The organism is Klebsiella sp. CN_Kp073 (genome assembly GCF_040065495.2).
Lineage (GTDB): Bacteria > Pseudomonadota > Gammaproteobacteria > Enterobacterales > Enterobacteriaceae > Klebsiella > Klebsiella aerogenes.
The window spans coordinates 4,207,509-4,230,814 of sequence record NZ_CM198051.1; the positions used below are offsets into that span (position 1 = coordinate 4,207,509).

16 protein-coding genes, 4 tRNA genes and 3 rRNA genes are annotated in these 23,306 nt (G+C 53.5%); 7 read left to right on the forward strand and 16 right to left on the reverse strand.

Features of this window, described 5'->3' with window-relative positions:
* Position 1: 1 nt before the first annotated feature.
* From ABLV66_RS20400 to dnaQ, 4 genes are all read right to left on the reverse strand, one after another.
* Entirely contained in the window at positions 2-2,614 is a 2,613-nt protein-coding gene (locus ABLV66_RS20400) for a filamentous hemagglutinin N-terminal domain-containing protein (protein ID WP_512173807.1), read from the reverse strand.
* A gap of 12 nt (positions 2,615-2,626) precedes the next feature.
* Positions 2,627-4,288, reverse strand: a complete 1,662-nt coding sequence (locus tag ABLV66_RS20405; protein ID WP_126033445.1) for a ShlB/FhaC/HecB family hemolysin secretion/activation protein — start codon at positions 4,286-4,288, stop codon at positions 2,627-2,629.
* Between the two features lie 476 nt (positions 4,289-4,764).
* Positions 4,765-4,841 (reverse strand) — tRNA-Asp (locus ABLV66_RS20410).
* 133 nt (positions 4,842-4,974) lie between these two features.
* Positions 4,975-5,706 carry a DNA polymerase III subunit epsilon gene (dnaQ, locus tag ABLV66_RS20415; protein ID WP_015368125.1) on the reverse strand — a complete coding sequence of 244 codons (732 nt, stop codon included), beginning with the start codon at positions 5,704-5,706 and terminating at the stop codon, positions 4,975-4,977.
* 64 nt (positions 5,707-5,770) lie between these two features.
* Between dnaQ and rnhA the strand changes: the two genes are divergently transcribed.
* On the forward strand, positions 5,771-6,238 hold the full coding sequence (gene rnhA, locus ABLV66_RS20420; protein ID WP_015368126.1) for a ribonuclease HI: 468 nt from the start codon (positions 5,771-5,773) through the stop codon (positions 6,236-6,238).
* Here rnhA and ABLV66_RS20425 read toward each other — a convergent pair.
* Entirely contained in the window at positions 6,235-6,957 is a 723-nt protein-coding gene (locus ABLV66_RS20425; protein ID WP_045397913.1) for a class I SAM-dependent methyltransferase, read from the reverse strand. The genes rnhA and ABLV66_RS20425 overlap by 4 nt on opposite strands.
* 33 nt (positions 6,958-6,990) lie before the next feature.
* On the opposite strand from ABLV66_RS20425, the gene gloB reads away from it, so the two are divergent.
* Entirely contained in the window at positions 6,991-7,746 is a 756-nt protein-coding gene (gloB, locus tag ABLV66_RS20430) for a hydroxyacylglutathione hydrolase (RefSeq protein ID WP_348876165.1), read from the forward strand.
* Positions 7,747-7,817: 71 nt separating this feature from the next.
* Positions 7,818-9,185 carry a murein transglycosylase D gene (mltD, locus tag ABLV66_RS20435; protein WP_348876166.1) on the forward strand — a complete coding sequence of 456 codons (1,368 nt, stop codon included), beginning with the start codon at positions 7,818-7,820 and terminating at the stop codon, positions 9,183-9,185.
* A 54-nt stretch (positions 9,186-9,239) separates the two neighbouring features.
* On the opposite strand, the gene ABLV66_RS20440 is transcribed toward mltD, so the two are convergent.
* From ABLV66_RS20440 to ABLV66_RS20450, 3 genes are all read right to left on the reverse strand, one after another.
* The gene (locus ABLV66_RS20440; protein WP_045397920.1) at positions 9,240-10,010 is read right to left on the reverse strand and encodes a class I SAM-dependent methyltransferase; all 771 of its coding nucleotides are present in this window, start codon (positions 10,008-10,010) and stop codon (positions 9,240-9,242) included.
* Positions 10,011-10,096: 86 nt separating this feature from the next.
* On the reverse strand, positions 10,097-10,894 hold the full coding sequence (locus ABLV66_RS20445; RefSeq protein WP_015704463.1) for an endonuclease/exonuclease/phosphatase family protein: 798 nt from the start codon (positions 10,892-10,894) through the stop codon (positions 10,097-10,099).
* A 103-nt stretch (positions 10,895-10,997) separates the two neighbouring features.
* Positions 10,998-12,188, reverse strand: a complete 1,191-nt coding sequence (locus tag ABLV66_RS20450) for an MFS transporter (RefSeq protein ID WP_047078712.1) — start codon at positions 12,186-12,188, stop codon at positions 10,998-11,000.
* A gap of 104 nt (positions 12,189-12,292) precedes the next feature.
* Between ABLV66_RS20450 and yafC the strand changes: the two genes are divergently transcribed.
* Positions 12,293-13,195, forward strand: coding sequence for a DNA-binding transcriptional regulator YafC (yafC, locus tag ABLV66_RS20455; protein WP_047047173.1), 903 nt, complete (start codon positions 12,293-12,295; stop codon positions 13,193-13,195).
* Positions 13,196-13,244: 49 nt separating this feature from the next.
* Here the strand turns inward: yafC and dkgB are convergent, their stop codons facing one another.
* The 8 genes from dkgB to gmhB all read right to left on the reverse strand — a co-directional run bounded on the left by dkgB (position 13,245) and on the right by gmhB (position 20,543).
* Positions 13,245-14,048 (reverse strand): 2,5-didehydrogluconate reductase DkgB, encoded by an 804-nt coding sequence (gene dkgB / locus ABLV66_RS20460; RefSeq protein WP_047078713.1) that lies wholly within the window; start codon positions 14,046-14,048, stop codon positions 13,245-13,247.
* A gap of 167 nt (positions 14,049-14,215) precedes the next feature.
* Positions 14,216-14,292 (reverse strand) — tRNA-Asp (locus tag ABLV66_RS20465).
* A 56-nt stretch (positions 14,293-14,348) separates the two neighbouring features.
* Positions 14,349-14,464, reverse strand: a 5S ribosomal RNA gene (rrf, locus tag ABLV66_RS20470).
* 190 nt (positions 14,465-14,654) lie between these two features.
* Positions 14,655-17,559: ribosomal RNA gene (locus ABLV66_RS20475) — 23S ribosomal RNA — on the reverse strand.
* A gap of 178 nt (positions 17,560-17,737) precedes the next feature.
* Positions 17,738-17,813, reverse strand: a tRNA-Ala gene (locus tag ABLV66_RS20480).
* A gap of 106 nt (positions 17,814-17,919) precedes the next feature.
* Positions 17,920-17,996: transfer RNA gene (locus tag ABLV66_RS20485), tRNA-Ile, on the reverse strand.
* A gap of 71 nt (positions 17,997-18,067) precedes the next feature.
* Positions 18,068-19,607 (reverse strand): 16S ribosomal RNA (locus tag ABLV66_RS20490).
* Together the 16S, 23S and 5S rRNA genes with 3 tRNA genes alongside form the textbook arrangement of a ribosomal RNA operon.
* A 369-nt stretch (positions 19,608-19,976) precedes the next feature.
* Positions 19,977-20,543, reverse strand: coding sequence for a D-glycero-beta-D-manno-heptose 1,7-bisphosphate 7-phosphatase (gene gmhB, locus ABLV66_RS20495; protein WP_045376647.1), 567 nt, complete (start codon positions 20,541-20,543; stop codon positions 19,977-19,979).
* Positions 20,544-20,731: 188 nt separating this feature from the next.
* On the opposite strand from gmhB, the gene metN reads away from it, so the two are divergent.
* Genes metN through metQ form a run of 3 tightly spaced genes read left to right on the forward strand, consistent with a single transcriptional unit; the run spans position 20,732 to position 23,268 of the window.
* A complete protein-coding gene (metN, locus tag ABLV66_RS20500) occupies positions 20,732-21,763 on the forward strand; it encodes a methionine ABC transporter ATP-binding protein MetN (RefSeq protein WP_348877003.1) in 1,032 nt (343 codons plus the stop codon).
* A complete protein-coding gene (locus tag ABLV66_RS20505; RefSeq protein ID WP_045390177.1) occupies positions 21,756-22,409 on the forward strand; it encodes a methionine ABC transporter permease MetI in 654 nt (217 codons plus the stop codon). Before metN ends, ABLV66_RS20505 begins: the two co-directional genes overlap by 8 nt.
* Before the next feature lie 43 nt (positions 22,410-22,452).
* Positions 22,453-23,268, forward strand: a complete 816-nt coding sequence (metQ, locus tag ABLV66_RS20510) for a methionine ABC transporter substrate-binding lipoprotein MetQ (RefSeq protein ID WP_015368138.1) — start codon at positions 22,453-22,455, stop codon at positions 23,266-23,268.
* Positions 23,269-23,306: the final 38 nt, after the last annotated feature.

Below are 23,306 nucleotides of genomic sequence, written 5' to 3' on the forward strand. Positions count from 1 at the left end.
CTCAGTAAATCGCCAGTATTAGCGAATGCGTCAGCGCGTTCAGCCCGATAATGGTCCCCTGGTTACTGATATCGTCCTGGGTCAGGCTCAGGGTTTTCCCCTGAAGCGTACCATTGCTGCTGATCTGGTTACCGCTAAGCGCCATGTCGCCGGATGCAAGCAGGCGACCATGGTTCGTCAGCGCCGGCGCAGTCAGGGCGAAACGCCCCTGACTCATCAGGTCGCCGTTATTGTTCAAGGAAGCGGTGAGCGTGCCTTCAAGTTCGCCCGTTGCCAACGCCGATCCGCTGTGGATCCAGCGGTCTGCATCAACCGAGACATCCCTGCCCTGGGTTATCCCGCCGGTGACCAGCGTGTTGCCATCAAGGGATAAATGACCCGCCGTCAGCCAGCGTCCGTTTGCCCCCTGCGAAAGGCTGTCGCCGGAAAGGGTCAGTGCGTGACGGCCCTGAAGCAGGCCGTCACTGCTCAGCGTGGTCGCCTGAATATCCAGCGTGTCAGCGATGATTTTGCCTGAATGACTTAGCACGTCCGCCGTCATTATCAGACCGCTGTCACTGCTAATAAGCCCGCTGTTGCGAATATCCGGCACAGACAGCGCCAGGTTTGCCGCGCTGTACAGCGTGCCGTTCAGCTGGTTGTCCAGCGCTTGCGTGTTAATCAGCAGTGCGCTGGCGCCCTGGATCAGCCCGCTGTTGGTCAGGGTTTGCGACTGCGTGTTCATGCTGGAAGCAACGAGTACGCCGCTATTGGTCAGCGCAGGCGCATTCAGGTTGATTTCGGCCGCGCTGCTTTTGCCGCTGTGGTTGAGCTTTTCGCGGGCATTCACCGTCATGGTTTTTTGTGCCGCCTGCATGCCCGAAAGCACCATTTCCCGCGCGCTGAGGCTGAGATTATTACCGCTTTGAAGTTGCCCGCCCGCCGCGGTAGCAAGCCTGTCGCCCTGCAGCAGAAGATCGCTTCCGGCGCTGGTTTCACCGTCCAACGTCGCCGTGGCGGTATTCAGCGTCATGGCGGCATCGCTGTGGATCAGCGAATTTTTGCCGGAGGTCAGATTCTGCGTAGCGATCGTCAGCCCCTGGGCACCGGACAGCACGCCGTTCTGCGTCACATCCTGCGCCTTCAATGCCAGCACCGCATCGCTCACCAGCGAGCCCGTGTTGATAAGCTTCCCGCTGGCGGTGATGTCCGCTTTTCCCTTCGCGCCGATACTGCCGCTTTGGGTAAAATCGTGAGTATTGACGGTCAGGTCGCTACCGCTCAGCAGCGAACCGGCGTTGCTGAGCGTAGAGCTGCCCACGCTCAGGGAAGCGCCCTGAACGGAACCGCTATTATTCAGCGCGCTGGCATTCAGCTGAGCGTTGTTACGCGCCAGCAGCTTGCCCTCTACCGTCAGGGTGTTGCTGCTTACCGTCAGGTTTTGCCCGGCTATCATCTGCCCTTGCGTTTTCAGCGTATCGCTGGCTTTAGCCTCGATATGGCGGGCGGCGTTAATCTGACTGGAGGTATCCTGGCTAATATTTTTCGCGGTAAGCGTCGTATCGCGTCCGGCAGTCAGCTTTTCATTAGCGTTTGAAATCGCGCCATTGGCATTCAGTACCAGGTCGCCGTCGCTATTGAGTGAACCGTTGCTCAGGGCAATGTCGCCCTGGCTGCTCAGCGACATATTGCCGCTGGCTTTGTGATCGCCCGTCAGGGTCAGGTTTTCACCTTTAGCGGACAGCGCACCGCCGGCGAGGCTTTGGTGTACGCTGAGACTGCCGCTGGCATCCAGGGTGATATCGCCCTGGCGCGCGTTAAGATTGCCGAGGTTAACCCCGACACCTTTCTCACTCGACACCATCCGGATCCGATTGGCGTACATACCGCCAAGTGCGCCGGTATCGACCGCCACCGATGGCGCTTTACCTTCTCCCTGCTGCGCCTGTACGCTGCCGTCTGTACCAACGCGGTTGGCCCCGGCCACCACGTTTAAATCCTTAGCGTGAATGGCGGCATTCACTTCGGTTGCGCGTGAAATGATCGACAACGCATCGCTGCCGCTGGCATCAAGCCCCTGCCCCTCAATGGTGATGCTGCCTTTTTTCACGTCCAGCGCCTGTAAATTGCCGCTGGCGTCAAAAACAGGTTTTCCCGTGGTCAGCGTAGCCTGGGGGGTATTGATAAACCCGCAGCCATTACAGGTGATGCCATACGGGTTAGCGACCATGACATTCGCCGCTTTGCCCGCGACTTCCGTATACCCCTGCAGATGTGAGCGGTTGCCGCCGGTCACTTCGTTGATGATGCCCTTTGCTTCTTTGCCCGCTTTCAGGTTGGCGTTACCGTTAATCAGCCCGCCAAGCTGCGTCTGATTGAGCTTACCCGTGGCGTTATTGAGGATCAGTCCCTCTTTGCCGACGTTGTAATCCTTAAACCGGTTGTGCGAAATTCCGGCCCCGTTCGGTGTGGCAATATTCACGACCGGCACGCCATTCGCCGCTTTATCCGTGGAGGTATTGCCCGTTGGCGTCAGCGTGGCGGAAATCGCAGGTAGCAAAGGTTGTCCGGCGAGCAGGACGCTTAATACATAGCTGAGCACGCGGTAGGCTAAGCGAACGGGAGGCTGTTTCATGACGATAATCCCTTAAAACGCGACGGCAACGCGATAGTAAATATTGACGTGATCCGGGCCAAGCCAGTCCGGGTAAACAAGGGGCAGTCCGACGGTAAACGCGGTGGAAACGTGGCCATTGGCGGTATTGAGCCCAACAGCCGTACCCCACAGAGTGCCAGCTGAATAGCGATCCAGCTTGTCGGAATGCAGCCAGCCGCCATCAACAGCAGCCAGCGCGCTGACCTGGCCTATCACTGGCAATATGAACAGGGTGTAGTTGAGCTCATTTCGCCAGTACGCGCCGTTATCGCCGGAGATACTTTGTTCTTTAAACCCGCGCACCGAGCTTTCGCCGCCGATGGTCATGCGTTCGCTACCGTATAGGCGGTCCGGTGACCACTGCCCGTAGGCGCTCGCCAGCCACCACAAGTTTTCAGCTACCGGGCGCTGGAAGCTGGCGTTCAGGCTCCATTTACGGAACTGCGCTTTCGGTAAATCACCATTTTTACTGCCGTCGCTGTCGGCATCCAGCCATGGCATACCGCGGCTGAAGGTAGGGTTAAACGTGGCTACGCCACCAAATATTTTCTGAGTATGGTTCAGGCCAAACAGCAGGCTGGTCAGTTTGCGACTGCTGCTTTGCAACAGGACATCGTCCAGATAATTATGATTGATGCGATGGCTCAGGCCCAGGGAGATACCCGTCTTGATATTACCGTTGCGGAACAGCACGTGTGACAGATTCACCCGGTGTGTTTCGGTATCGCCGGTCGAACGCCAGCGGTAGCCGTTGTTATCGATGGTGCTGAGATAGTTGTTCCAGCTGTAGCTATAGTCCAGCAGGCTGTAGCCGTAGGGCACGCTGACGCCCGCAGCAAAATTTTGTGCATCTTTTGTATTCGAAAACGCGCTGCTGCGTCCACCGTAAACAAACCAGTTATCGGCCAGACCTAACAGGTTGTTACCGCTCAGCCCTGCGTTAATTTGCCCGACGCCCGTATTCTTCTGGCCGCTATTATCAAAACTGACTGAGCCGGAAAGAGGAAATTCTGGCGTGGCGGTCAAATGAACAATCGACCATCCCTGCTTATCGCCCGGTAATATTTCAATCTGCACCGGCGTGGTACGGGTGCGGTTAATTTGCTCCATACCCTGTTCAATATCACGCAGATTAAGAATACGCCCTTCCAGCCCTGGAAAGGTCATTTTCAGCTCACGCTCGGGCGCGCCATCCATGTGTATTTTCTCCAGCCGACCTTCCAGAATAGCCAGATGCAGCTCACCAGAACGTAAATTCTGTTCCGTCAGAAAAGCACGGCTGGTTATATATCCGCGGCTGATATACCAGTCCGAAACTGTATTAGTAAGCTGATTAATACGGGCCATATTCAGGCATTGGTTCACCCAGGGCGCAAGGAGTTTCCGCTGCCTGCGATCATCAATAAGGGTGGTCCCCTCCAACACAATGCGATTGATGGTGAAACATGGCCCGGATGCTGGCACAGGCGGTTCAGCCGGAGAGGGGCGAGCCAGCGGCGCTGTGCGCTCCAGCGATTCACGCTGCTGTTGGTTCTGAAGAAGCAATTGCTGCTGCTGCTGTTCGATGCTGTTGCGGTCTGCTGGCGATAACGGGGCTGCGAAAACTGGCTGACTCAGAACCAGCAATATCCCTGCCAGATATAAAACCTTCATCCCTGTTCCTGTATGCCTTTGTTATTTACGTTATGATTGTATTTTGTGACATTAACTTACATTTCTGGTCACATTACACCCAATGGCGGATGAATAAAACAGCAAGAGCGCAAACTTGTACTATTTTCAGAATATTGCAGTCTTTTCTCAGAACTATTCTTAATAAAAATAAAAACGGGTTATTGAAAACGGAATATATTCGGGACAGAGCCGAAATGAAGGGGCATGAACAGAATGAATATATCGACAGGTCGTCACTTCTGAAGCGACCGGTAAATTTCAACCTTGTCACTTCCATAAATCAGGTAAAGCAAGTGCTATGAAAATGGGAACGTTGTGATTAACGGCTTTCAGATGAGGCGGCCTATCTTAAACAGCCAAAGCGGGTCGATACACTGGATGCTCTGCTGGAGGCCATATTAGAAAGCGTTAGAAAGCAAAAAGGCCATGCTAATGAATAGCATGGCCTCGAATAGTGGCGGAACGGACGGGACTCGAACCCGCGACCCCCTGCGTGACAGGCAGGTATTCTAACCGACTGAACTACCGCTCCTCGTTGTTGTTCCGTTGGGAACGAGGCGAATATTACGGTTTCCCTACATCGTCGTCAACGCTTTTTCTTCACTTTTGAATCGTTTGCTGCAAAATTAGCCCACCCGCCTATTTTTAGCGCATATTGTCGGCAATCAGGCGCGCCACAGGCAGCTTCCGCCCTTCTTCTGCACCAGATCGAGACGCGATTCATGGTCCGCCAGCTCGCTGTCAGAAGCATAAACCACGCGTAATTTACTGGCGGCGCGGACAACGCGCTGTATTCCAATATCGCCGGCCTGCTGTTGGCCTTCCCCTTCCATCGAAAACGCCATGCTGGTCTGCCCGCCGGTCATCATAAGATAGACGTCAGCCAGAATCTGGGCATCGAGCAACGCCCCGTGCAGCGTACGCTTGCTGTTGTCTATTTCATAACGTGAACAGAGCGCATCGAGGCTGTTACGCTTGCCGGGGAACATCTTGCGCGCCAGCGCCAGGCTATCGGTGACCTTACAAAAGGTTTCCGTTTTCTCAATGCCGCGGTTCAGCTTTTTGAATTCATAATCCATAAAGCCGATATCGAACGATGCGTTATGGATGACCAGCTCCGCGCCGCGGATATACTCCATGAACTCATCGGCAACGTCGGCAAATGTCGGCTTATCCATGAGGAACTCATCGGCAATACCGTGAACGCCGAAGGCCTCCGGGTCCACCAGCCGATCGGGCTTCAGATAAACATGGAAGTTATTACCGGTGAGGCGACGGTTGATCACCTCTACGGCGCCGATCTCGATGATCTTATGCCCTTCATAATGGGCGCCGATCTGGTTCATACCGGTGGTTTCGGTATCGAGAACAATCTGTCGTGTAATTGCAGTGCTCATAGCGGTCATTTATGTCAGACTTGTCGTTTACATATCGATTTCAATTACAGGAAGTCTACCAGAGATGCTCAAACAGGTAGAAATTTTCACCGATGGTTCTTGCCTGGGGAATCCAGGGCCTGGCGGCTACGGCGCTATTATGCGCTATCGCCAGCATGAAAAAACCTACAGCGCGGGCTACCGCCTGACGACTAACAACCGCATGGAACTGATGGCTGCCATCGTCGCTCTCGAAGCGCTTAAAGAGCATTGCGAAGTGGTGCTAAGCACCGATAGCCAGTACGTCCGCCAGGGGATAACCCAGTGGATCCATAACTGGAAAAAACGCGGCTGGAAAACCGCGGACAAAAAGCCGGTTAAAAATGTCGATCTGTGGAAACGTCTTGATGCCGCTCTCGGCCAGCATCAAATTAAGTGGGAATGGGTCAAAGGCCATGCCGGGCACCCGGAAAACGAACGCTGTGACGAACTCGCGCGCGCTGCGGCGTCTAACCCCACGCTGGACGACGTCGGCTACCAGCCGGAAAGCTAATTTCCCCCGTCGCGCCACTGCCTGGTGGCGCCAACGGCCGGACGCAGCTGCGTCTTCGCCTTCCCGGACTTCATCGGATTTAGCGTCAGCGGAATGGTTCTTTTCCGCGCGACGATCATCTGCAAACACCCCAAAGCCGGCAGATGTGTACTTAACATTTTTCCCCCCAGCTTCGACCAGGGCAGCACCTGATAGCGACCGTAGTGCAGCACTTCAAAATTGAGCAGCGCCAGCCAGTCAAGCTGTCGCGTCATGGTAAACATGCGGCTGTTATAGGGGATAGTTTTTCGCAGAATCGGCGTCACCTTGCGCAATCCGACGAGGCTCATCGGATTAAAGGCGGTCAAAATCATCCAGCCATCGTCAATCAGCACGCGGTCAGCTTCCCGCAACAGCCGGTGCGGATCGCTGCACCATGGCAAAGTATGCGCCAGTAAACAGGCATCCACAGATTTGGCGGCGAAAGGAAGATACAGCGGATCGGCTTTGACCTGGATAGGACTTCCCCCCAGCGAAACGTTCACCTGATGGGAGATCGCGCAGGCTTCGGTATTGATTTCCGCGCTCAGATTGCCAATCTTAAGTAGATGAAAGCCATATAATTTAGCCAGCCACGGTTTCATATGCCGTTCCAGCGACTCGCGATAGTATTCACCCCACGGCATACTGGACCAATGCTCTGGAGCTGTAATTGTATGAGGTATCCTTGCCGGCTTCATCGCAACCTTCCGCAACGCTTTGAGAGGTAATTTATGAATCTTATCAGTATTCCTGCATTTCAGGACAACTACATCTGGGTTCTTAGCGACGATAGCCATCGTTGTGTGATAGTAGACCCGGGCGAAGCCGCGCCGATACTCGCGGCCATTGAAGAAAACAACTGGCAGCCAGAAGCGATTTTGTTAACCCACCACCACCACGATCATGTTGGCGGCGTGAAAGAACTGCGGCAAAAGTTCCCGCAACTTGTGGTTTACGGGCCGGCAGAAACCCAGGATAAGGGAAGCACGGATATTGTATCTGATGGCGATAGCATTACTGTTTTGGGCCGCGAATTTTCTATTTTCTCCACTCCCGGTCACACATTAGGACATATCTGTTTCTACAGCGAACCTTATCTATTTTGTGGCGATACAATGTTTTCCGGAGGCTGTGGCAGACTGTTCGAAGGTACAGCAGACCAAATGTATCAATCATTTATGAAAATAAACGCCCTTCCCGCTGACACACTAATTTGTTGCGCACATGAGTACACTTTAGCAAATATGAAGTTTGCATTGAGTATCCTGCCAGATGATATGGATATAAAGGATTACTACCATAAAGTTAATGAGTTACGCGCAAAAAACCAAAAGACACTACCCGTTACTCTGAAAAATGAACGCCGTATAAATTTATTTTTACGTACGGATGACAATGATTTAATTAAAGAAATAGCCAAAGAAACAAATTTGCAACACTCTGCGCAGAGATTTGCATGGTTAAGGTCAAAGAAAGATGACTTCTGAGATTTAACGCTTGTCATCTTCGGCCTTCACCGTTATCCTTGCTCGTCTTTTAAGCAACTATTGACACACACATGAAGGCACGAGCGATATTACTCGCCTCTGTCCTGCTGGTAGGGTGCCAGGCGTCGAAGCACGACGGCACCGTAGAACAGCGAGCACAGAGCCTTTCTGCAGCTGGTCAAGGGGAAGCAGGCAAGTTCACAAGTCAGGCGCGATGGTTAGATGATGGAACCCTCTACGCGCAAGACCAGGATCTGTGGACTTCCATAAGCGACGAGCTAAAGATGGGAATTCCGGAAAACCCCCGGATTCGCGAACAGAAACAGAAGTACTTACGTAATAAGAGCTATCTCCACGATGTAACTTTACGGGCTGAACCGTATATGTACTGGATAGCCGGGCAAGTTAAGAAACGTAACATGCCAATGGAACTGGTATTACTACCCATAGTGGAGAGCGCTTTTGACCCACACGCGACGTCTGGCGCCAATGCCGCAGGCATTTGGCAGATCATTCCGAGCACAGGGCGCAATTATGGTTTAAAACAGACCCGCAGTTACGATGCGCGTCGTGATGTCGTCGCGTCTACTACCGCGGCGCTGGACATGATGCAACGTCTGAACAAAATGTTCGACGGCGACTGGTTACTGACCGTCGCAGCCTATAACAGCGGCGAAGGCCGGGTGATGAAGGCCGTGAAGGCGAACCGTTCGCGTGGTAAACCCACCGATTTCTGGTCGCTCTCGCTGCCGCATGAAACCAAGGTCTACGTACCAAAAATGCTGGCTTTGAGCGATATTCTCAAAAACAGCAAGCGTTACGGCGTGAAGCTGCCAACGGCTGATGAAAGCCGGGCGCTGGCGCGCGTTCGCCTCGATAGTCCGGTTGATATTTCTCAACTCGCGGACATGGCAGGAATGCCGGTTAGCAAGCTGAAAACCTTCAACGCTGGGGTAAAGGGGTCAACGCTTGGCGCTAGCGGGCCAAAGTACGTCATGGTGCCTCAGAAGCACGCAGCTCAACTGCGTGAATCTCTGGCCTCTGGCGACATTGCCGCCGTACAGCCGACGCTGCTTGCTGACAATACGCCGCTGACCAGCCGTAGTTATAAGGTACGTTCTGGCGATACGATTTCCGGGATTGCTTCGCGTCTCGGCGTCACCACCAGGGATCTACAGCAGTGGAACAACCTGCGCGGTTCTGGGCTTAAAGTCGGGCAAAATCTGGTTGTCGACGCAGGCAGCAGCGCGCAACGTCTGGCGAACAACAGCGATAGCATCACCTATCGTGTTCGTAAGGGCGACTCGCTGTCGAGCATCGCAAAACGCCACGGCGTCAATATCCGCGACGTTATGCGCTGGAACAGCGATACAGATAACCTGAAGCCAGGGGATCAGCTGACGTTGTTTGTGAAGAACAACGACAGACCTGAATCCTGATTTCAGGATAATGAGAAAGGCACCGATTCCCCGGTGCCTTTTTTATTGCCAGCGTTACACTGCTTTATGCGCTTCAAACATGATGGTATCGCTGGTAAACGATCCGTCCTGCTGTAATTCGAAGTAGGCTTTAACCTCCGCCGATGCGCTCTGCTGATATAAGCGAATCGCCTCCGCCAGCGCCTCGGGCGTGCGCATCCGCGCGACCCAGGAGCTAAACTCCAGCGGCAGACGGTCGGTCAATAAATGATTAATCGCCAGACCTGCGTCGTTGGCCAGCGCCAGCCACTCGCCGCTGGAGTAATTACGCACGTGCGAAGTGTCGCGCAGGGCTTCTACGGTTTGCAGCCAGACATCACGTACCGGATGCCCCGGAGACATCACGTCCATGATGATCATCACCCCGCCCGGCTTCAGCACGCGTCTCACCTCGCGCAGCGCCTGGCCGACATCATGCCAATGGTGAGCGGAGTAGCGGCTAATCACCACATCAAAACTGGCGTCGGCAAACGGCAGCTTTTCAGCATACCCCTGCTGAGTCACAATGTTGGTAAAGCCTTTGTCTTTTGCCGCCTGAGCGACAACCTCCAGCATCTGGCTCGATAAATCATACGCGGTAACCTGCGCTACCTGGCCGGCAGCGGTAAAGCTGGCGTGCCCTGCCCCGCATCCCATATCCAGCAACGTTGCCTGCGGGAAATCCGCCAGCCGTTCCGCCAGACGCTGCAGATCGCGCCCGGAGGCGTGCACGGCGCTGGTCAGATAGGCGCTTGCCTGTGAGCCAAACTGCTTTTCGACGTTGTCATGATGAGAGCGTGTTGTCATTGTGTTGTCCTTCGGTGGTTTGAGTAATAAAGGGCAGCATCGTGCTGAACGCAGACCTGCCCGATGGCAGGCCTGACATACCTTAATTAATCAGGCTTGCCGGGACTGAATTCGACTAGTAGCGGGTTGTGATCGGAGGCGCGGGTCACCAGCACGGAAGCATCGTGCACGCTTAATCCACGGTAGAACACAAAATCGAGCGGGCGACCAAACGCGCGGCGGCGCTGATCGTCAGAGAAACGAACTTCGCGTAACGACATCTCACGCGCAAAGCGGTACAGCGCGTTCATCCGCGGGCGGCTCCAGGCGTTGAAATCACCAGCCATGATTACCGGCCCGCTGTGATGGGCAATCTGATCGCCAATTGGCAGCAGCTGTTTACTGTAAACATCGACGCCGAGACTAAAATTAACCGCGTGAATATTCACCACCATCAACAGCCGCGCATCGGGCAGCGGATAAACGGTCACTAACGCCGATTTAGGCAAACGTAAAATAGGTTCGCGCTCGCGCAACGGACAGCAATAGATGGGGTGAGCGGAGGCCAGCGTCATCACGCCGGAAGGATGCTGCGGCAATACCAGGGCCGGCACCTGATCGGCGGCCAGATAGTTTGAAGTCGCGAACCTGACCAGTTCCGGGGTAGTTTGCGCCTCTTGCAACAGGACCAGATGCGCGTCTTTGCCGAAATTTTTGAGTACCGACTGCCATTCAGCACGCTGCTGCTTAAAAATATTCCACACCAGCACGCGAATTTTCTCATCGCTGCTTAACGGCGCGCCGGCGGGATAAACCGGACTGACGCCCGCAAACGCCCCCGGAGGCAAGATTCTCTCCGCAGGTTGTCCGGCGACATAGCGCATGGCATAGGTATTCTTTCGCAATTTGGGCATTGAACCTCGATAACAGGAAACCAGCCCGACTGCGGCTGGTTATTCTGTTATAGGGATTTTCCCATACACTTTCAATGCAATTTGCGAGAAAGCCTTATCCTTCGACAGAAACGGCTGCCGAACGGCGTGGAGATTTATCTAAACGACCGCTCAGTACGACCAGCAGCAATGCGACCAACACAATTACCGCGCCGATCCACGGCGTCTGGGCCAGACCATACCATTCAACCGCCTGTCCACCAATGACCGACCCAAGGGCAATACCGATATTGAAGGCGGCGATATTCAACCCAGAGGCGACATCAACGGCGCCCGGCGTGTACTGTTCTGCCTTTTGCACCACATAGACCTGCAGACCCGGAACGTTGCCGAAGGCGAAAATCCCCATCACCAGCACCGTTGCCAAAGCAGCGTAGTGCAGGCTGGCGGTAAGCTGGAAGACCAGCAGCAGCACGACCAACGCAGCGAAGATAAATTTCAACGCGGCGACAGCGCCATGTTTATCAGCCAGTTTACCGCCCCATACGTTACCGATAGCGACGGAGATACCGTAACCCAGCAGGATCCAACTGACCGCCGACGGGCTAAAACCAGCCAACTCCTGCATCATCGGCGCAAGGAAAGTAAATGCGGTAAACACGCCGCCATAGCCCAGCGCGGTAATCGCGTAGATCATCAACAGGCGTGGATGGGTCAAGACTTTCAGCTGATCGCGAAGGCTGGCGCCGGCGCGGCCCGGAATATTATTTGGCACCAGAATCAAGCTGCTGATAAGCGCAATGACGCCAAGAATCGATACCGCGAGGAACGTTTCCCGCCAGCCAAAATGCTGACCGATGAAAGTCCCGAAAGGCACCCCGGTTACCAGCGCGACCGTCAGGCCGCCGAACATGATAGCAATGGCCGAGGCGGCTTTCTCTTTTGGCACCAGGCTAGTGGCAATCGTCGAGCCGATAGAAAAGAACACGCCATGCGCCAGGCCGGTCAGCAGGCGGGCCACAATCAAAGTACCATAACCCGGTGCCTGCCACGCCAACAGGTTGCCGGCGGTAAACAACACCATTAGCGCCAGCAGGAGTTGCTTACGCGGCATACGGCCGGTCAGCGCGGTCAGTACCGGCGCGCCAACGGCCACACCCAGTGCATAGATGGAAACCAGCAGGCCCGCAGACGGCAGCGAGATAGCCAGTTGTTCGGCAATGGTCGGTACCAGACCGACGATCACAAATTCGGTAGTGCCAATAGCAAAGGCACCGATGGTTAATGCAAGTAGCGCCAGTGGCATAATTTACTCCGTAGCATCAGGATTAAGATGACATGTAGTATGCAGGGATGTTTAAATAACAAAAACCATCAAAATCTCAATAGAATTTTGCTATAGGTGCAACAATGAGAGCCACGTCAGAAGAGATCGCTATCTTCGTCGCCGTAGTGGAAAGCGGCAGTTTTAGCCGGGCGGCCGAGCAGCTCGGGCAGGCAAACTCTGCCGTCAGCCGGGCAGTCAAAAAGCTGGAATCAAAGCTAGGCGTTAGTTTATTAAACCGGACCACGCGCCAGCTGAGCCTGACAGAAGAAGGCGAGCGTTATTTCCGCCGCATGCAGGTGGTGTTGCAGGAGATGGCGGCTGCTGAAAATGAGCTTTTAGAGACCCGTACCACCCCTCGCGGCTTGCTCCGCGTGGATGCCGCTACGCCGGTGATGCTGCATTTTTTAATGCCGCTGGTAAAACCGTTTCGTGAACGTTATCCGGAAATGACGCTCTCGCTGGTTTCCTCGGAAACCTTCATTAATCTTATAGAGCGTAAAGTCGACGTCGCGATCCGCGCAGGTACCCTAACCGATTCCAGCCTGCGCGCCCGCCCGCTATTCAATAGTTATCGCAAGATCATCGCCTCACCTGATTATATCGCCCGCTACGGCACGCCGGTGAATGTGGAAGATCTTGCGGATCACCTCTGTCTGGGGTTCACCGAACCCGTCTCGTTAAATACCTGGCCTATCGCCGCCAGCGATGGCCAATTACTGGAAGTCGGTTGTGAACTTACCTCTAACAGTGGTGAAACGCTAAAACAACTCTGTCTTAGCGGCAATGGTATTGCCTGCCTATCGGATTATATGGTGGATAAAGAGATTGCCAGCGGGGAGTTTGTGGAGCTACTTGCCGACAAGCGCTTGCCGGTGGAGATGCCTTTCAGTGCGGTGTATTACAGCGACAGAGCCGTCAGCACGCGCATCAGGGCATTTATTGACTTTCTTAGTGAGCACGTCAAACAGCTCCCGAAGGAGCTGTAAAATAACTATCGTCCGGCAGCGGCATCAACCGCCTGCCGGAATCGGTGGATTAATCCCACTTCGGCGCCAGACCTTCCGGACTTACCAGACGGTCATTGCAATCCAGTGCGGCAATCGCTTTACGATCTTCATCATCCAGCTTCAGATCCAGCGCTTTCAGGTTGCTCGCCAGATTTTCACGCTTGGTGGAAGATGGAATAACCGCATAACCTTCGCCCATCGCCCACGCCAGGATAACCTGTGCCGGGGTCGCATTATGTTTCGCCGCGATACGGGCAATCACTTCATCTTTCAGCGCCTTACCGTAGGCCAGCGTCATATAAGAGGTGATGTGGATACCGTGTTCACGCGCCCAATCTACCACTTTACGGTTCTGCAGGTACGGAGACAGTTCAACCTGATTAGTCGCGATATTTTCAGCGCCAACGGCGGCGATCGCACGCTCCATCAGCGGAATGGTGAAGTTAGAGATACCGATCTGACGGGTCAGACCCAGTTTCTTCGCTTCCATCAGCGCAGCCATAAACTCTTCGACAGCAACCGCATCGTTCGGCGACGGCCAGTGAATCAGCGTCAGATCAACATAATCGGTGCGCAGCTTCTGCAGACTTTCTTTAAGGCTGGCGATCAGCTTGTCTTTGCTCAGGTTTTCGATCCAGATTTTGGTGGTGATGAACAGTTCATCACGCGGCACGCCGCTTTCTACGATAGCTTGACCAACAGCGGCTTCGTTTTCATAGATCTGCGCGGTATCGATAGTACGATAGCCCAGCTCCAGCGCCATTTTTACAGAGTTGATGACTACGTCGTCTTGCAGACGGAAAGTGCCAAGACCAAATGCAGGGATTGCCATGATAGATGTTCCTCGTTAATTATTCGTTTCGCTTAACTGAGGCCATTATGGTTGAAGGTTGGGTTGGGAAAAAGATCGATAAATGCAGAGGATTTTTGCTGATTTAGCAATAATTGGAGATGAAGAAACAAAAAAGCCCTGAGCAAATGCTCAGGGCTTTTAATAAGTGGCGGAACGGACGGGACTCGAACCCGCGACCCCCTGCGTGACAGGCAGGTATTCTAACCGACTGAACTACCGCTCCACCGAATTTTTTCTACATCTACCGGTTTAATGCCCCGGTTTTACTGCAAATTTGATGCCTGGCAGTTCCCTACTCTCACATGGGGAGACCCCACACTACCATCGGCGCTACGGCGTTTCACTTCTGAGTTCGGCATGGGGTCAGGTGGGACCACCGCGCTGTCGCCGCCAGGCAAATTCTTTGTGCTCGTCCTGTGTCTTTTACGCTCATACTGCGTTGGCTGCTCTCGCGAATGTCAGTCACATACTTTAGTATGCTCCTTCCATCGCTTCGCTTGCCGCCTTGTCTCAGCGTAAAATCCTTCGGACTCTGAATCAGAGCTGAAAATCATCTCAAATCCGCCAAAACAGCTTCGGCGTTGTAAGGTTAAGCCTCACGGTTCATTAGTATCGGTTAGCTCAACGTATCGCTACGCTTACACACCCGACCTATCAACGTCATCGTCTTTAACGTTCCTTCAGGAGACTTAAAGTCTCAGGGAGAACTCATCTCGGGGCAAGTTTCGTGCTTAGATGCTTTCAGCACTTATCTCTTCCGCATTTAGCTACCGGGCAATGCCATTGGCATGACAACCCGAACACCAGTGATGCGTCCACTCCGGTCCTCTCGTACTAGGAGCAGCCCCCCTCAATTCTCCAGCGCCCACGGCAGATAGGGACCGAACTGTCTCACGACGTTCTAAACCCAGCTCGCGTACCACTTTAAATGGCGAACAGCCATACCCTTGGGACCTACTTCAGCCCCAGGATGTGATGAGCCGACATCGAGGTGCCAAACACCGCCGTCGATATGAACTCTTGGGCGGTATCAGCCTGTTATCCCCGGAGTACCTTTTATCCGTTGAGCGATGGCCCTTCCATTCAGAACCACCGGATCACTATGACCTGCTTTCGCACCTGCTCGCGCCGTCACGCTCGCAGTCAAGCTAGCTTATGCCATTGCACTAACCTCCTGATGTCCGACCAGGATTAGCTAACCTTCGTGCTCCTCCGTTACTCTTTGGGAGGAGACCGCCCCAGTCAAACTACCCACCAGACACTGTCCGCAACCCCGATTAGGGGCCAACGTTAGAACATCAAACATTAAAGGGTGGTATTTCAAGGTTGGCTCCACGCAGACTGGCGTCCACGCTTCAAAGCCTCCCACCTATCCTACACATCAAGGCTCAATGTTCAGTGTCAAGCTATAGTAAAGGTTCACGGGGTCTTTCCGTCTTGCCGCGGGTACACTGCATCTTCACAGCGAGTTCAATTTCACTGAGTCTCGGGTGGAGACAGCCTGGCCATCATTACGCCATTCGTGCAGGTCGGAACTTACCCGACAAGGAATTTCGCTACCTTAGGACCGTTATAGTTACGGCCGCCGTTTACCGGGGCTTCGATCAAGAGCTTCTCCTTACGGATAACCCCATCAATTAACCTTCCGGCACCGGGCAGGCGTCACACCGTATACGTCCACTTTCGTGTTTGCACAGTGCTGTGTTTTTAATAAACAGTTGCAGCCAGCTGGTATCTTCGACTGATTTCAGCTCCACCCGCAGGGGCTTCACCTACATATCAGCGTGCCTTCTCCCGAAGTTACGGCACCATTTTGCCTAGTTCCTTCACCCGAGTTCTCTCAAGCGCCTTGGTATTCTCTACCTGACCACCTGTGTCGGTTTGGGGTACGATTTGATGTTACCTGATGCTTAGAGGCTTTTCCTGGAAGCAGGGCATTTGTTACTTCAGCACCGTAGTGCCTCGTCATCACACCTCAGCGTTAAAAGGTACCGGATTTACCTGGAACCTCCGCCTACATGCTTAAACCGGGACAACCGTCGCCCGGCTAACATAGCCTTCTCCGTCCCCCCTTCGCAGTAACACCAAGTACAGGAATATTAACCTGTTTCCCATCGACTACGCCTTTCGGCCTCGCCTTAGGGGTCGACTCACCCTGCCCCGATTAACGTTGGACAGGAACCCTTGGTCTTCCGGCGTGCGGGCTTTTCACCCGCATTATCGTTACTTATGTCAGCATTCGCACTTCTGATACCTCCAGCAACCCTCACAGGTCACCTTCGCAGGCTTACAGAACGCTCCCCTACCCAACAACACATAGTGTCGCTGCCGCAGCTTCGGTGCACAGTTTAGCCCCGTTACATCTTCCGCGCAGGCCGACTCGACCAGTGAGCTATTACGCTTTCTTTAAATGATGGCTGCTTCTAAGCCAACATCCTGGCTGTCTGTGCCTTCCCACATCGTTTCCCACTTAACTGTGACTTTGGGACCTTAGCTGGCGGTCTGGGTTGTTTCCCTCTTCACGACGGACGTTAGCACCCGCCGTGTGTCTCCCGTGATAACATTCTTCGGTATTCGTAGTTTGCATCGGGTTGGTAAGTCGGGATGACCCCCTAGCCGAAACAGTGCTCTACCCCCGAAGATGAGTTCACGAGGCGCTACCTAAATAGCTTTCGGGGAGAACCAGCTATCTCCCGGTTTGATTGGCCTTTCACCCCCAGCCACAAGTCATCCGCTAATTTTTCAACATTAGTCGGTTCGGTCCTCCAGTTAGTGTTACCCAACCTTCAACCTGCCCATGGCTAGATCACCGGGTTTCGGGTCTATACCCTGCAACTTAACGCCCAGTTAAGACTCGGTTTCCCTGCGGCTCCCCTATACGGTTAACCTTGCTACAGAATATAAGTCGCTGACCCATTATACAAAAGGTACGCAGTCACACCATAAAGGTGCTCCCACTGCTTGTACGTACACGGTTTCAGGTTCTTTTTCACTCCCCTCGCCGGGGTTCTTTTCGCCTTTCCCTCACGGTACTGGTTCACTATCGGTCAGTCAGGAGTATTTAGCCTTGGAGGATGGTCCCCCCATATTCAGACAGGATACCACGTGTCCCGCCCTACTCTTCGAGTTCACAGCCTGTGCATTTTGGTGTACGGGACTATCACCCTGTACCGTCGGACTTTCCAGACCGTTCCACTAACACACAAGCTGATTCAGACTCTGGGCTGCTCCCCGTTCGCTCGCCGCTACTGGGGGAATCTCGGTTGATTTCTTTTCCTCGGGGTACTTAGATGTTTCAGTTCCCCCGGTTCGCCTCGTTAACCTATGTATTCAGTTAACGATAGTGCAACGAATTGCACTGGGTTTCCCCATTCGGACATCGCCGGCTGTAACGGTTCATATCACCTTACCGACGCTTTTCGCAGATTAGCACGTCCTTCATCGCCTCTGACTGCCAGGGCATCCACCGTGTACGCTTAGTCGCTTAACCTCACAACCCGAAGATGTTTCGTAAAACATTTTCGTGTCGCGAAAATTTGAGAGACTCGAACACACATTGACTGTGTGTCGTTTCAATTTTCAGCTTGATCCAGATTTTTAAAGAGCAAAACTTCGCAGTGAACCTTTTCAGGTACACTCTGAAGTTTTCTTGTTTTTTGCAGTAATGATGGTGGAGCTATGCGGGATCGAACCGCAGACCTCCTGCGTGCAAAGCAGGCGCTCTCCCAGCTGAGCTATAGCCCCATCGAATGAATCTCTTTTAACCTTAATTCGTTTTCGGGCGCGGCGTGGTGAAGCGAAGCATACTGAAGTATGCGAGCTTTGCCACAACAAAGCACGAGAGCGAATTTGGTAGGCCTGAGTGGACTTGAACCACCGACCTCACCCTTATCAGGGGTGCGCTCTAACCACCTGAGCTACAAGCCTGCAGAGATTACTTACTGCTGTATTTTCATCAGACAATCTGTGTGAGCACTACAAAGGCAGGTTCTTTAAGGTAAGGAGGTGATCCAACCGCAGGTTCCCCTACGGTTACCTTGTTACGACTTCACCCCAGTCATGAATCACAAAGTGGTAAGCGCCCTCCCGAAGGTTAAGCTACCTACTTCTTTTGCAACCCACTCCCATGGTGTGACGGGCGGTGTGTACAAGGCCCGGGAACGTATTCACCGTAGCATTCTGATCTACGATTACTAGCGATTCCGACTTCATGGAGTCGAGTTGCAGACTCCAATCCGGACTACGACATACTTTATGAGGTCCGCTTGCTCTCGCGAGGTCGCTTCTCTTTGTATATGCCATTGTAGCACGTGTGTAGCCCTACTCGTAAGGGCCATGATGACTTGACGTCATCCCCACCTTCCTCCAGTTTATCACTGGCAGTCTCCTTTGAGTTCCCGGCCGGACCGCTGGCAACAAAGGATAAGGGTTGCGCTCGTTGCGGGACTTAACCCAACATTTCACAACACGAGCTGACGACAGCCATGCAGCACCTGTCTCAGAGTTCCCGAAGGCACCAAAGCATCTCTGCTAAGTTCTCTGGATGTCAAGAGTAGGTAAGGTTCTTCGCGTTGCATCGAATTAAACCACATGCTCCACCGCTTGTGCGGGCCCCCGTCAATTCATTTGAGTTTTAACCTTGCGGCCGTACTCCCCAGGCGGTCGACTTAACGCGTTAGCTCCGGAAGCCACGCCTCAAGGGCACAACCTCCAAGTCGACATCGTTTACGGCGTGGACTACCAGGGTATCTAATCCTGTTTGCTCCCCACGCTTTCGCACCTGAGCGTCAGTCTTTGTCCAGGGGGCCGCCTTCGCCACCGGTATTCCTCCAGATCTCTACGCATTTCACCGCTACACCTGGAATTCTACCCCCCTCTACAAGACTCTAGCCTGCCAGTTTCGAATGCAGTTCCCAGGTTGAGCCCGGGGATTTCACATCCGACTTGACAGACCGCCTGCGTGCGCTTTACGCCCAGTAATTCCGATTAACGCTTGCACCCTCCGTATTACCGCGGCTGCTGGCACGGAGTTAGCCGGTGCTTCTTCTGCGAGTAACGTCAATCACTAAGGTTATTAACCTTAATGCCTTCCTCCTCGCTGAAAGTACTTTACAACCCGAAGGCCTTCTTCATACACGCGGCATGGCTGCATCAGGCTTGCGCCCATTGTGCAATATTCCCCACTGCTGCCTCCCGTAGGAGTCTGGACCGTGTCTCAGTTCCAGTGTGGCTGGTCATCCTCTCAGACCAGCTAGGGATCGTCGCCTAGGTGAGCCATTACCCCACCTACTAGCTAATCCCATCTGGGCACATCTGATGGCATGAGGCCCGAAGGTCCCCCACTTTGGTCTTGCGACGTTATGCGGTATTAGCTACCGTTTCCAGTAGTTATCCCCCTCCATCAGGCAGTTTCCCAGACATTACTCACCCGTCCGCCGCTCGTCACCCGAGAGCAAGCTCTCTGTGCTACCGCTCGACTTGCATGTGTTAGGCCTGCCGCCAGCGTTCAATCTGAGCCATGATCAAACTCTTCAATTTAAGTTTGATGCTCGTGAATTAAACTTCGTAATGAATTACGTATGTTCACTCAGAGACTTGGTATTCATTTTTCGTCCGAGGACGTTAAGAATCCATGTCACTTTGAGTGCCCACACAGATTGTCTGATAAATTGTTAAAGAGCAGTTGCGACGCGCTTTAGCGCTCTGTCGCGAGGTGGCGTATATTACGCTTTCCTCTTTCAGAGTCAACCCTGAATTTCAGAATTTTTCTCTTCAACCGAACCGGCTGTTTGTGTGAAGTGATTCACATCCGCCGTGTCGATGGAGGCGCATTATAGGGAGCCCGCCGGGAATGACAAGCGGAAAAATACATTTTTATTTCAACCGCTCATCTTTTATACGTAACGCTTATTTTTGCTGCTTTTTGATAGCCGCAGGCAGGTCCGCCAGGCTATTTAGCACCCAATCCGCGGCGCTTTCCGCTTCTGCGGTAACCGGCTTACCGGTACGCACCAGCACTTTCGTTCCGACATTCGCCGCCGCAGCCGCTTGCATGTCTTCGAGTTTATCGCCCACCATATAAGAAGCAGCCATATCAATATGCAGGAAATCGCGTGCGGAAATGAGCATCCCCGGATGCGGCTTGCGGCAATCGCAGGTCTGGCGGAACTCTTCAACGCTCCCCTGCGGATGATGCGGACAATAATAGATACCGTCGAGATCCACGCCGCGGTCTGCCAGCGACCAGTCCATCCATTCGGTGAGGGTCTCAAATTGCGCTTCCGTGAATTTACCGCGCGCGATGCCTGACTGGTTGGTCACCAGCACTAACGCAAATCCCATTGCCTTTAGTTCACGCATGGCATCAATGACGCCGTCGATAAACTCAAAGTTGTCGATTTCGTGGACGTAACCATGATCGATATTAATCGTGCCGTCACGGTCGAGAAAAATTGCGGGTACAGACTTTGCCACCGGTTTGCTCCTGATAAAGGCTAATGCCGTTAGTATCGCATGTTTCGCCATGCAAGAAAGTGCTCATTATAAAGAGTCAGATTGATTTAGACGTCTGGATGCCTTAACATCCATTTCATTGACAGGCATCGCCTGCACACGGCAGAAGAAAATGCCACGGCAAACGGCTAAACGATAATAAATAACTGATGATTAAACTTTCGAATATTACCAAAGTGTTCCAGCAGGGGAACCGCACCATACAGGCGCTGAACAATGTCAGCCTGCATGTCCCTGCCGGGCAAATTTACGGCGTGATCGGCGCTTCCGGCGCAGGTAAAAGTACGCTGATTCGCTGCGTTAACCTGCTGGAACGCCCAACCGAAGGCAGCGTGCAGGTTGATAAACAGGAACTCACCGCGCTGACTGAAAAAGAACTGACTCGCGCACGCCGTCAGATTGGCATGATCTTCCAGCACTTTAACTTGCTTGCTTCACGTACCGTTTTCGGCAACGTGGCGCTGCCGCTTGAGCTGGACAACACGCCGCCGGCGGAAATCAAACGCCGCGTTAATGAACTGCTGGACCTGGTTGGTCTTGGCGATAAGCACGACAGCTATCCGGCAAACCTCTCCGGTGGCCAGAAACAGCGCGTGGCGATTGCCCGCGCGCTGGCCAGTAACCCAAAAGTGCTGCTGTGCGATGAAGCCACCAGCGCGCTCGACCCGGCAACGACCCGTTCGATCCTCGAACTGTTAAAAGACATCAACCGTCGTCTGGGGCTGACCATTCTGTTGATCACCCATGAAATGGACGTGGTTAAACGTATCTGCGACTGCGTGGCGGTCATTAGTAATGGTCAACTGATCGAACAGGACACCGTGAGCGAAGTCTTCTCGCATCCTAAGACGCCGCTGGCCCAGCAGTTCATTCAGTCTACCCTGCATCTGGATATTCCGGACGACTATCAGGCACGCCTGAAGCCCACCCCGCTGCCTGACAGCGTGCCGATGCTGCGTATGGAGTTCACCGGCCATTCCGTCGATGCGCCGCTGCTGTCGGAAACCGCCCGCCGCTTTAATGTGAATAACAACATTATTAGCGCGCAGATGGATTACGCCGGCGGAGTGAAGTTCGGCATCATGCTGACCGAAATGCACGGCACACCGGAAGATACCCAGGCGGCGATCGCCTGGCTGCAGGAACATCATGTAAAAGTAGAGGTACTGGGATATGTCTGAACCAATGATCTGGCTGCTGGTTCGCGGCGTGTGGGAAACGCTGGCTATGACGTTTGTCTCCGGCTTCTTTGGCTTTGTGCTCGGCTTGCCGGTCGGGGTACTGCTGTACGTTACCCGTCCGGGGCAGATTGCCGCCAACGCCCGACTGTATCGTACGCTATCGGCGCTGGTTAATATCTTCCGCTCGATTCCATTCATTATTCTGCTGGTGTGGATGATTCCGTTTACCCGCGTGATCGTCGGTACCTCAATCGGCCTGCAGGCAGCGATTGTGCCGTTAACGGTCGGCGCCGCGCCGTTTATCGCACGTATGGTGGAAAACGCGCTGCTCGAGATCCCGACCGGGCTTATCGAAGCCTCACGCGCGATGGGCGCAACGCCGCTGCAGATCGTGCGTAAGGTCCTGCTACCTGAAGCATTACCGGGTCTGGTGAACGCCGCTACCATCACGCTTATTACCCTCGTGGGCTATTCTGCGATGGGCGGTGCGGTGGGTGCCGGTGGTCTGGGTCAGATTGGCTATCAGTACGGCTACATCGGCTATAACGCGACGGTAATGAATACCGTGCTGGTATTGCTGGTTATTCTGGTTTATTTAATTCAATTCTCAGGCGATCGTATCGTCCGGGCTGTGACTCACAAATAACGTTATTGACACACAACACTAATTCTTACAGGAAGGAAATAACATGGCCTTTAATTTCAAAACCTTTGCGGCAGTTGGCGCATTAATCGGTTCTCTGGCTCTGGTGGGTTGCGGTCAGGATGAAAAAGATCCTAACCATATTAAAGTCGGCGTAATCGTCGGCGCGGAACAGCAGGTTGCTGAAGTCGCGCAGAAAGTGGCAAAAGAGAAGTATGGCCTCGACGTTGAGCTGGTGACCTTCAACGACTACGTGTTGCCGAACGAAGCGCTGAGCAAAGGCGACATCGACGTTAACGCCTTCCAGCACAAACCGTATCTCGATCAGCAGATTAAAGACCGCGGTTATAAACTGGTTTCCGTCGGCAACACCTTCGTCTATCCGATCGCTGGCTACTCGAAGAAAATCAAATCTCTGGACGAACTGCAGCCGGGCTCACAGATTGCCGTTCCGAACGATCCGACCAACCTCGGCCGTTCCCTGCTGCTGCTGCAGCAAGTGGGCCTGATTAAACTGAAAGAAGGCGTAGGTCTGCTGCCGACGTCTCTGGACGTGGTTGAGAACCCGAAAAACCTGAAGATTGTTGAGCTGGAAGCGCCGCAGCTGCCGCGTTCTCTGGACGACGCGCAGATCGCTCTGGCGGTCATCAACACCACTTACGCCAGCCAGATTGGCCTGACCCCGGCGAAAGACGGTATCTTCGTTGAAGACAAAAACTCGCCGTACGTAAACCTGATCGTCGCCCGCGAAGATAATAAAGACGCGGAAAATGTTAAGAAATTTGTTCAGGCTTACCAGAGCGATGAAGTTTACGAAGCCGCTAACAAAATCTTTAACGGCGGCGCAGTGAAAGGCTGGTAATCTGCTTTCAGCGTAATATCATTCAGGACGGGCTTTAT

Coding starts and splice junctions, on each gene's coding strand:
- ABLV66_RS20400 (WP_512173807.1), bottom strand. CDS start 2,614: ATGAAACAGCCTCCCGTTCGCTTAGCCTACCGCGTGCTCAGCTATGTA.
- ABLV66_RS20405 (WP_126033445.1), bottom strand. CDS start 4,288: ATGAAGGTTTTATATCTGGCAGGGATATTGCTGGTTCTGAGTCAGCCA.
- dnaQ (WP_015368125.1), bottom strand. CDS start 5,706: ATGAGCACTGCAATTACACGACAGATTGTTCTCGATACCGAAACCACC.
- rnhA (WP_015368126.1), top strand. CDS start 5,771: ATGCTCAAACAGGTAGAAATTTTCACCGATGGTTCTTGCCTGGGGAAT.
- ABLV66_RS20425 (WP_045397913.1), bottom strand. CDS start 6,957: ATGAAGCCGGCAAGGATACCTCATACAATTACAGCTCCAGAGCATTGG.
- gloB (WP_348876165.1), top strand. CDS start 6,991: ATGAATCTTATCAGTATTCCTGCATTTCAGGACAACTACATCTGGGTT.
- mltD (WP_348876166.1), top strand. CDS start 7,818: ATGAAGGCACGAGCGATATTACTCGCCTCTGTCCTGCTGGTAGGGTGC.
- ABLV66_RS20440 (WP_045397920.1), bottom strand. CDS start 10,010: ATGACAACACGCTCTCATCATGACAACGTCGAAAAGCAGTTTGGCTCA.
- ABLV66_RS20450 (WP_047078712.1), bottom strand. CDS start 12,188: ATGCCACTGGCGCTACTTGCATTAACCATCGGTGCCTTTGCTATTGGC.
- yafC (WP_047047173.1), top strand. CDS start 12,293: ATGAGAGCCACGTCAGAAGAGATCGCTATCTTCGTCGCCGTAGTGGAA.
- dkgB (WP_047078713.1), bottom strand. CDS start 14,048: ATGGCAATCCCTGCATTTGGTCTTGGCACTTTCCGTCTGCAAGACGAC.
- metN (WP_348877003.1), top strand. CDS start 20,732: ATGATTAAACTTTCGAATATTACCAAAGTGTTCCAGCAGGGGAACCGC.
- ABLV66_RS20505 (WP_045390177.1), top strand. CDS start 21,756: ATGTCTGAACCAATGATCTGGCTGCTGGTTCGCGGCGTGTGGGAAACG.
- metQ (WP_015368138.1), top strand. CDS start 22,453: ATGGCCTTTAATTTCAAAACCTTTGCGGCAGTTGGCGCATTAATCGGT.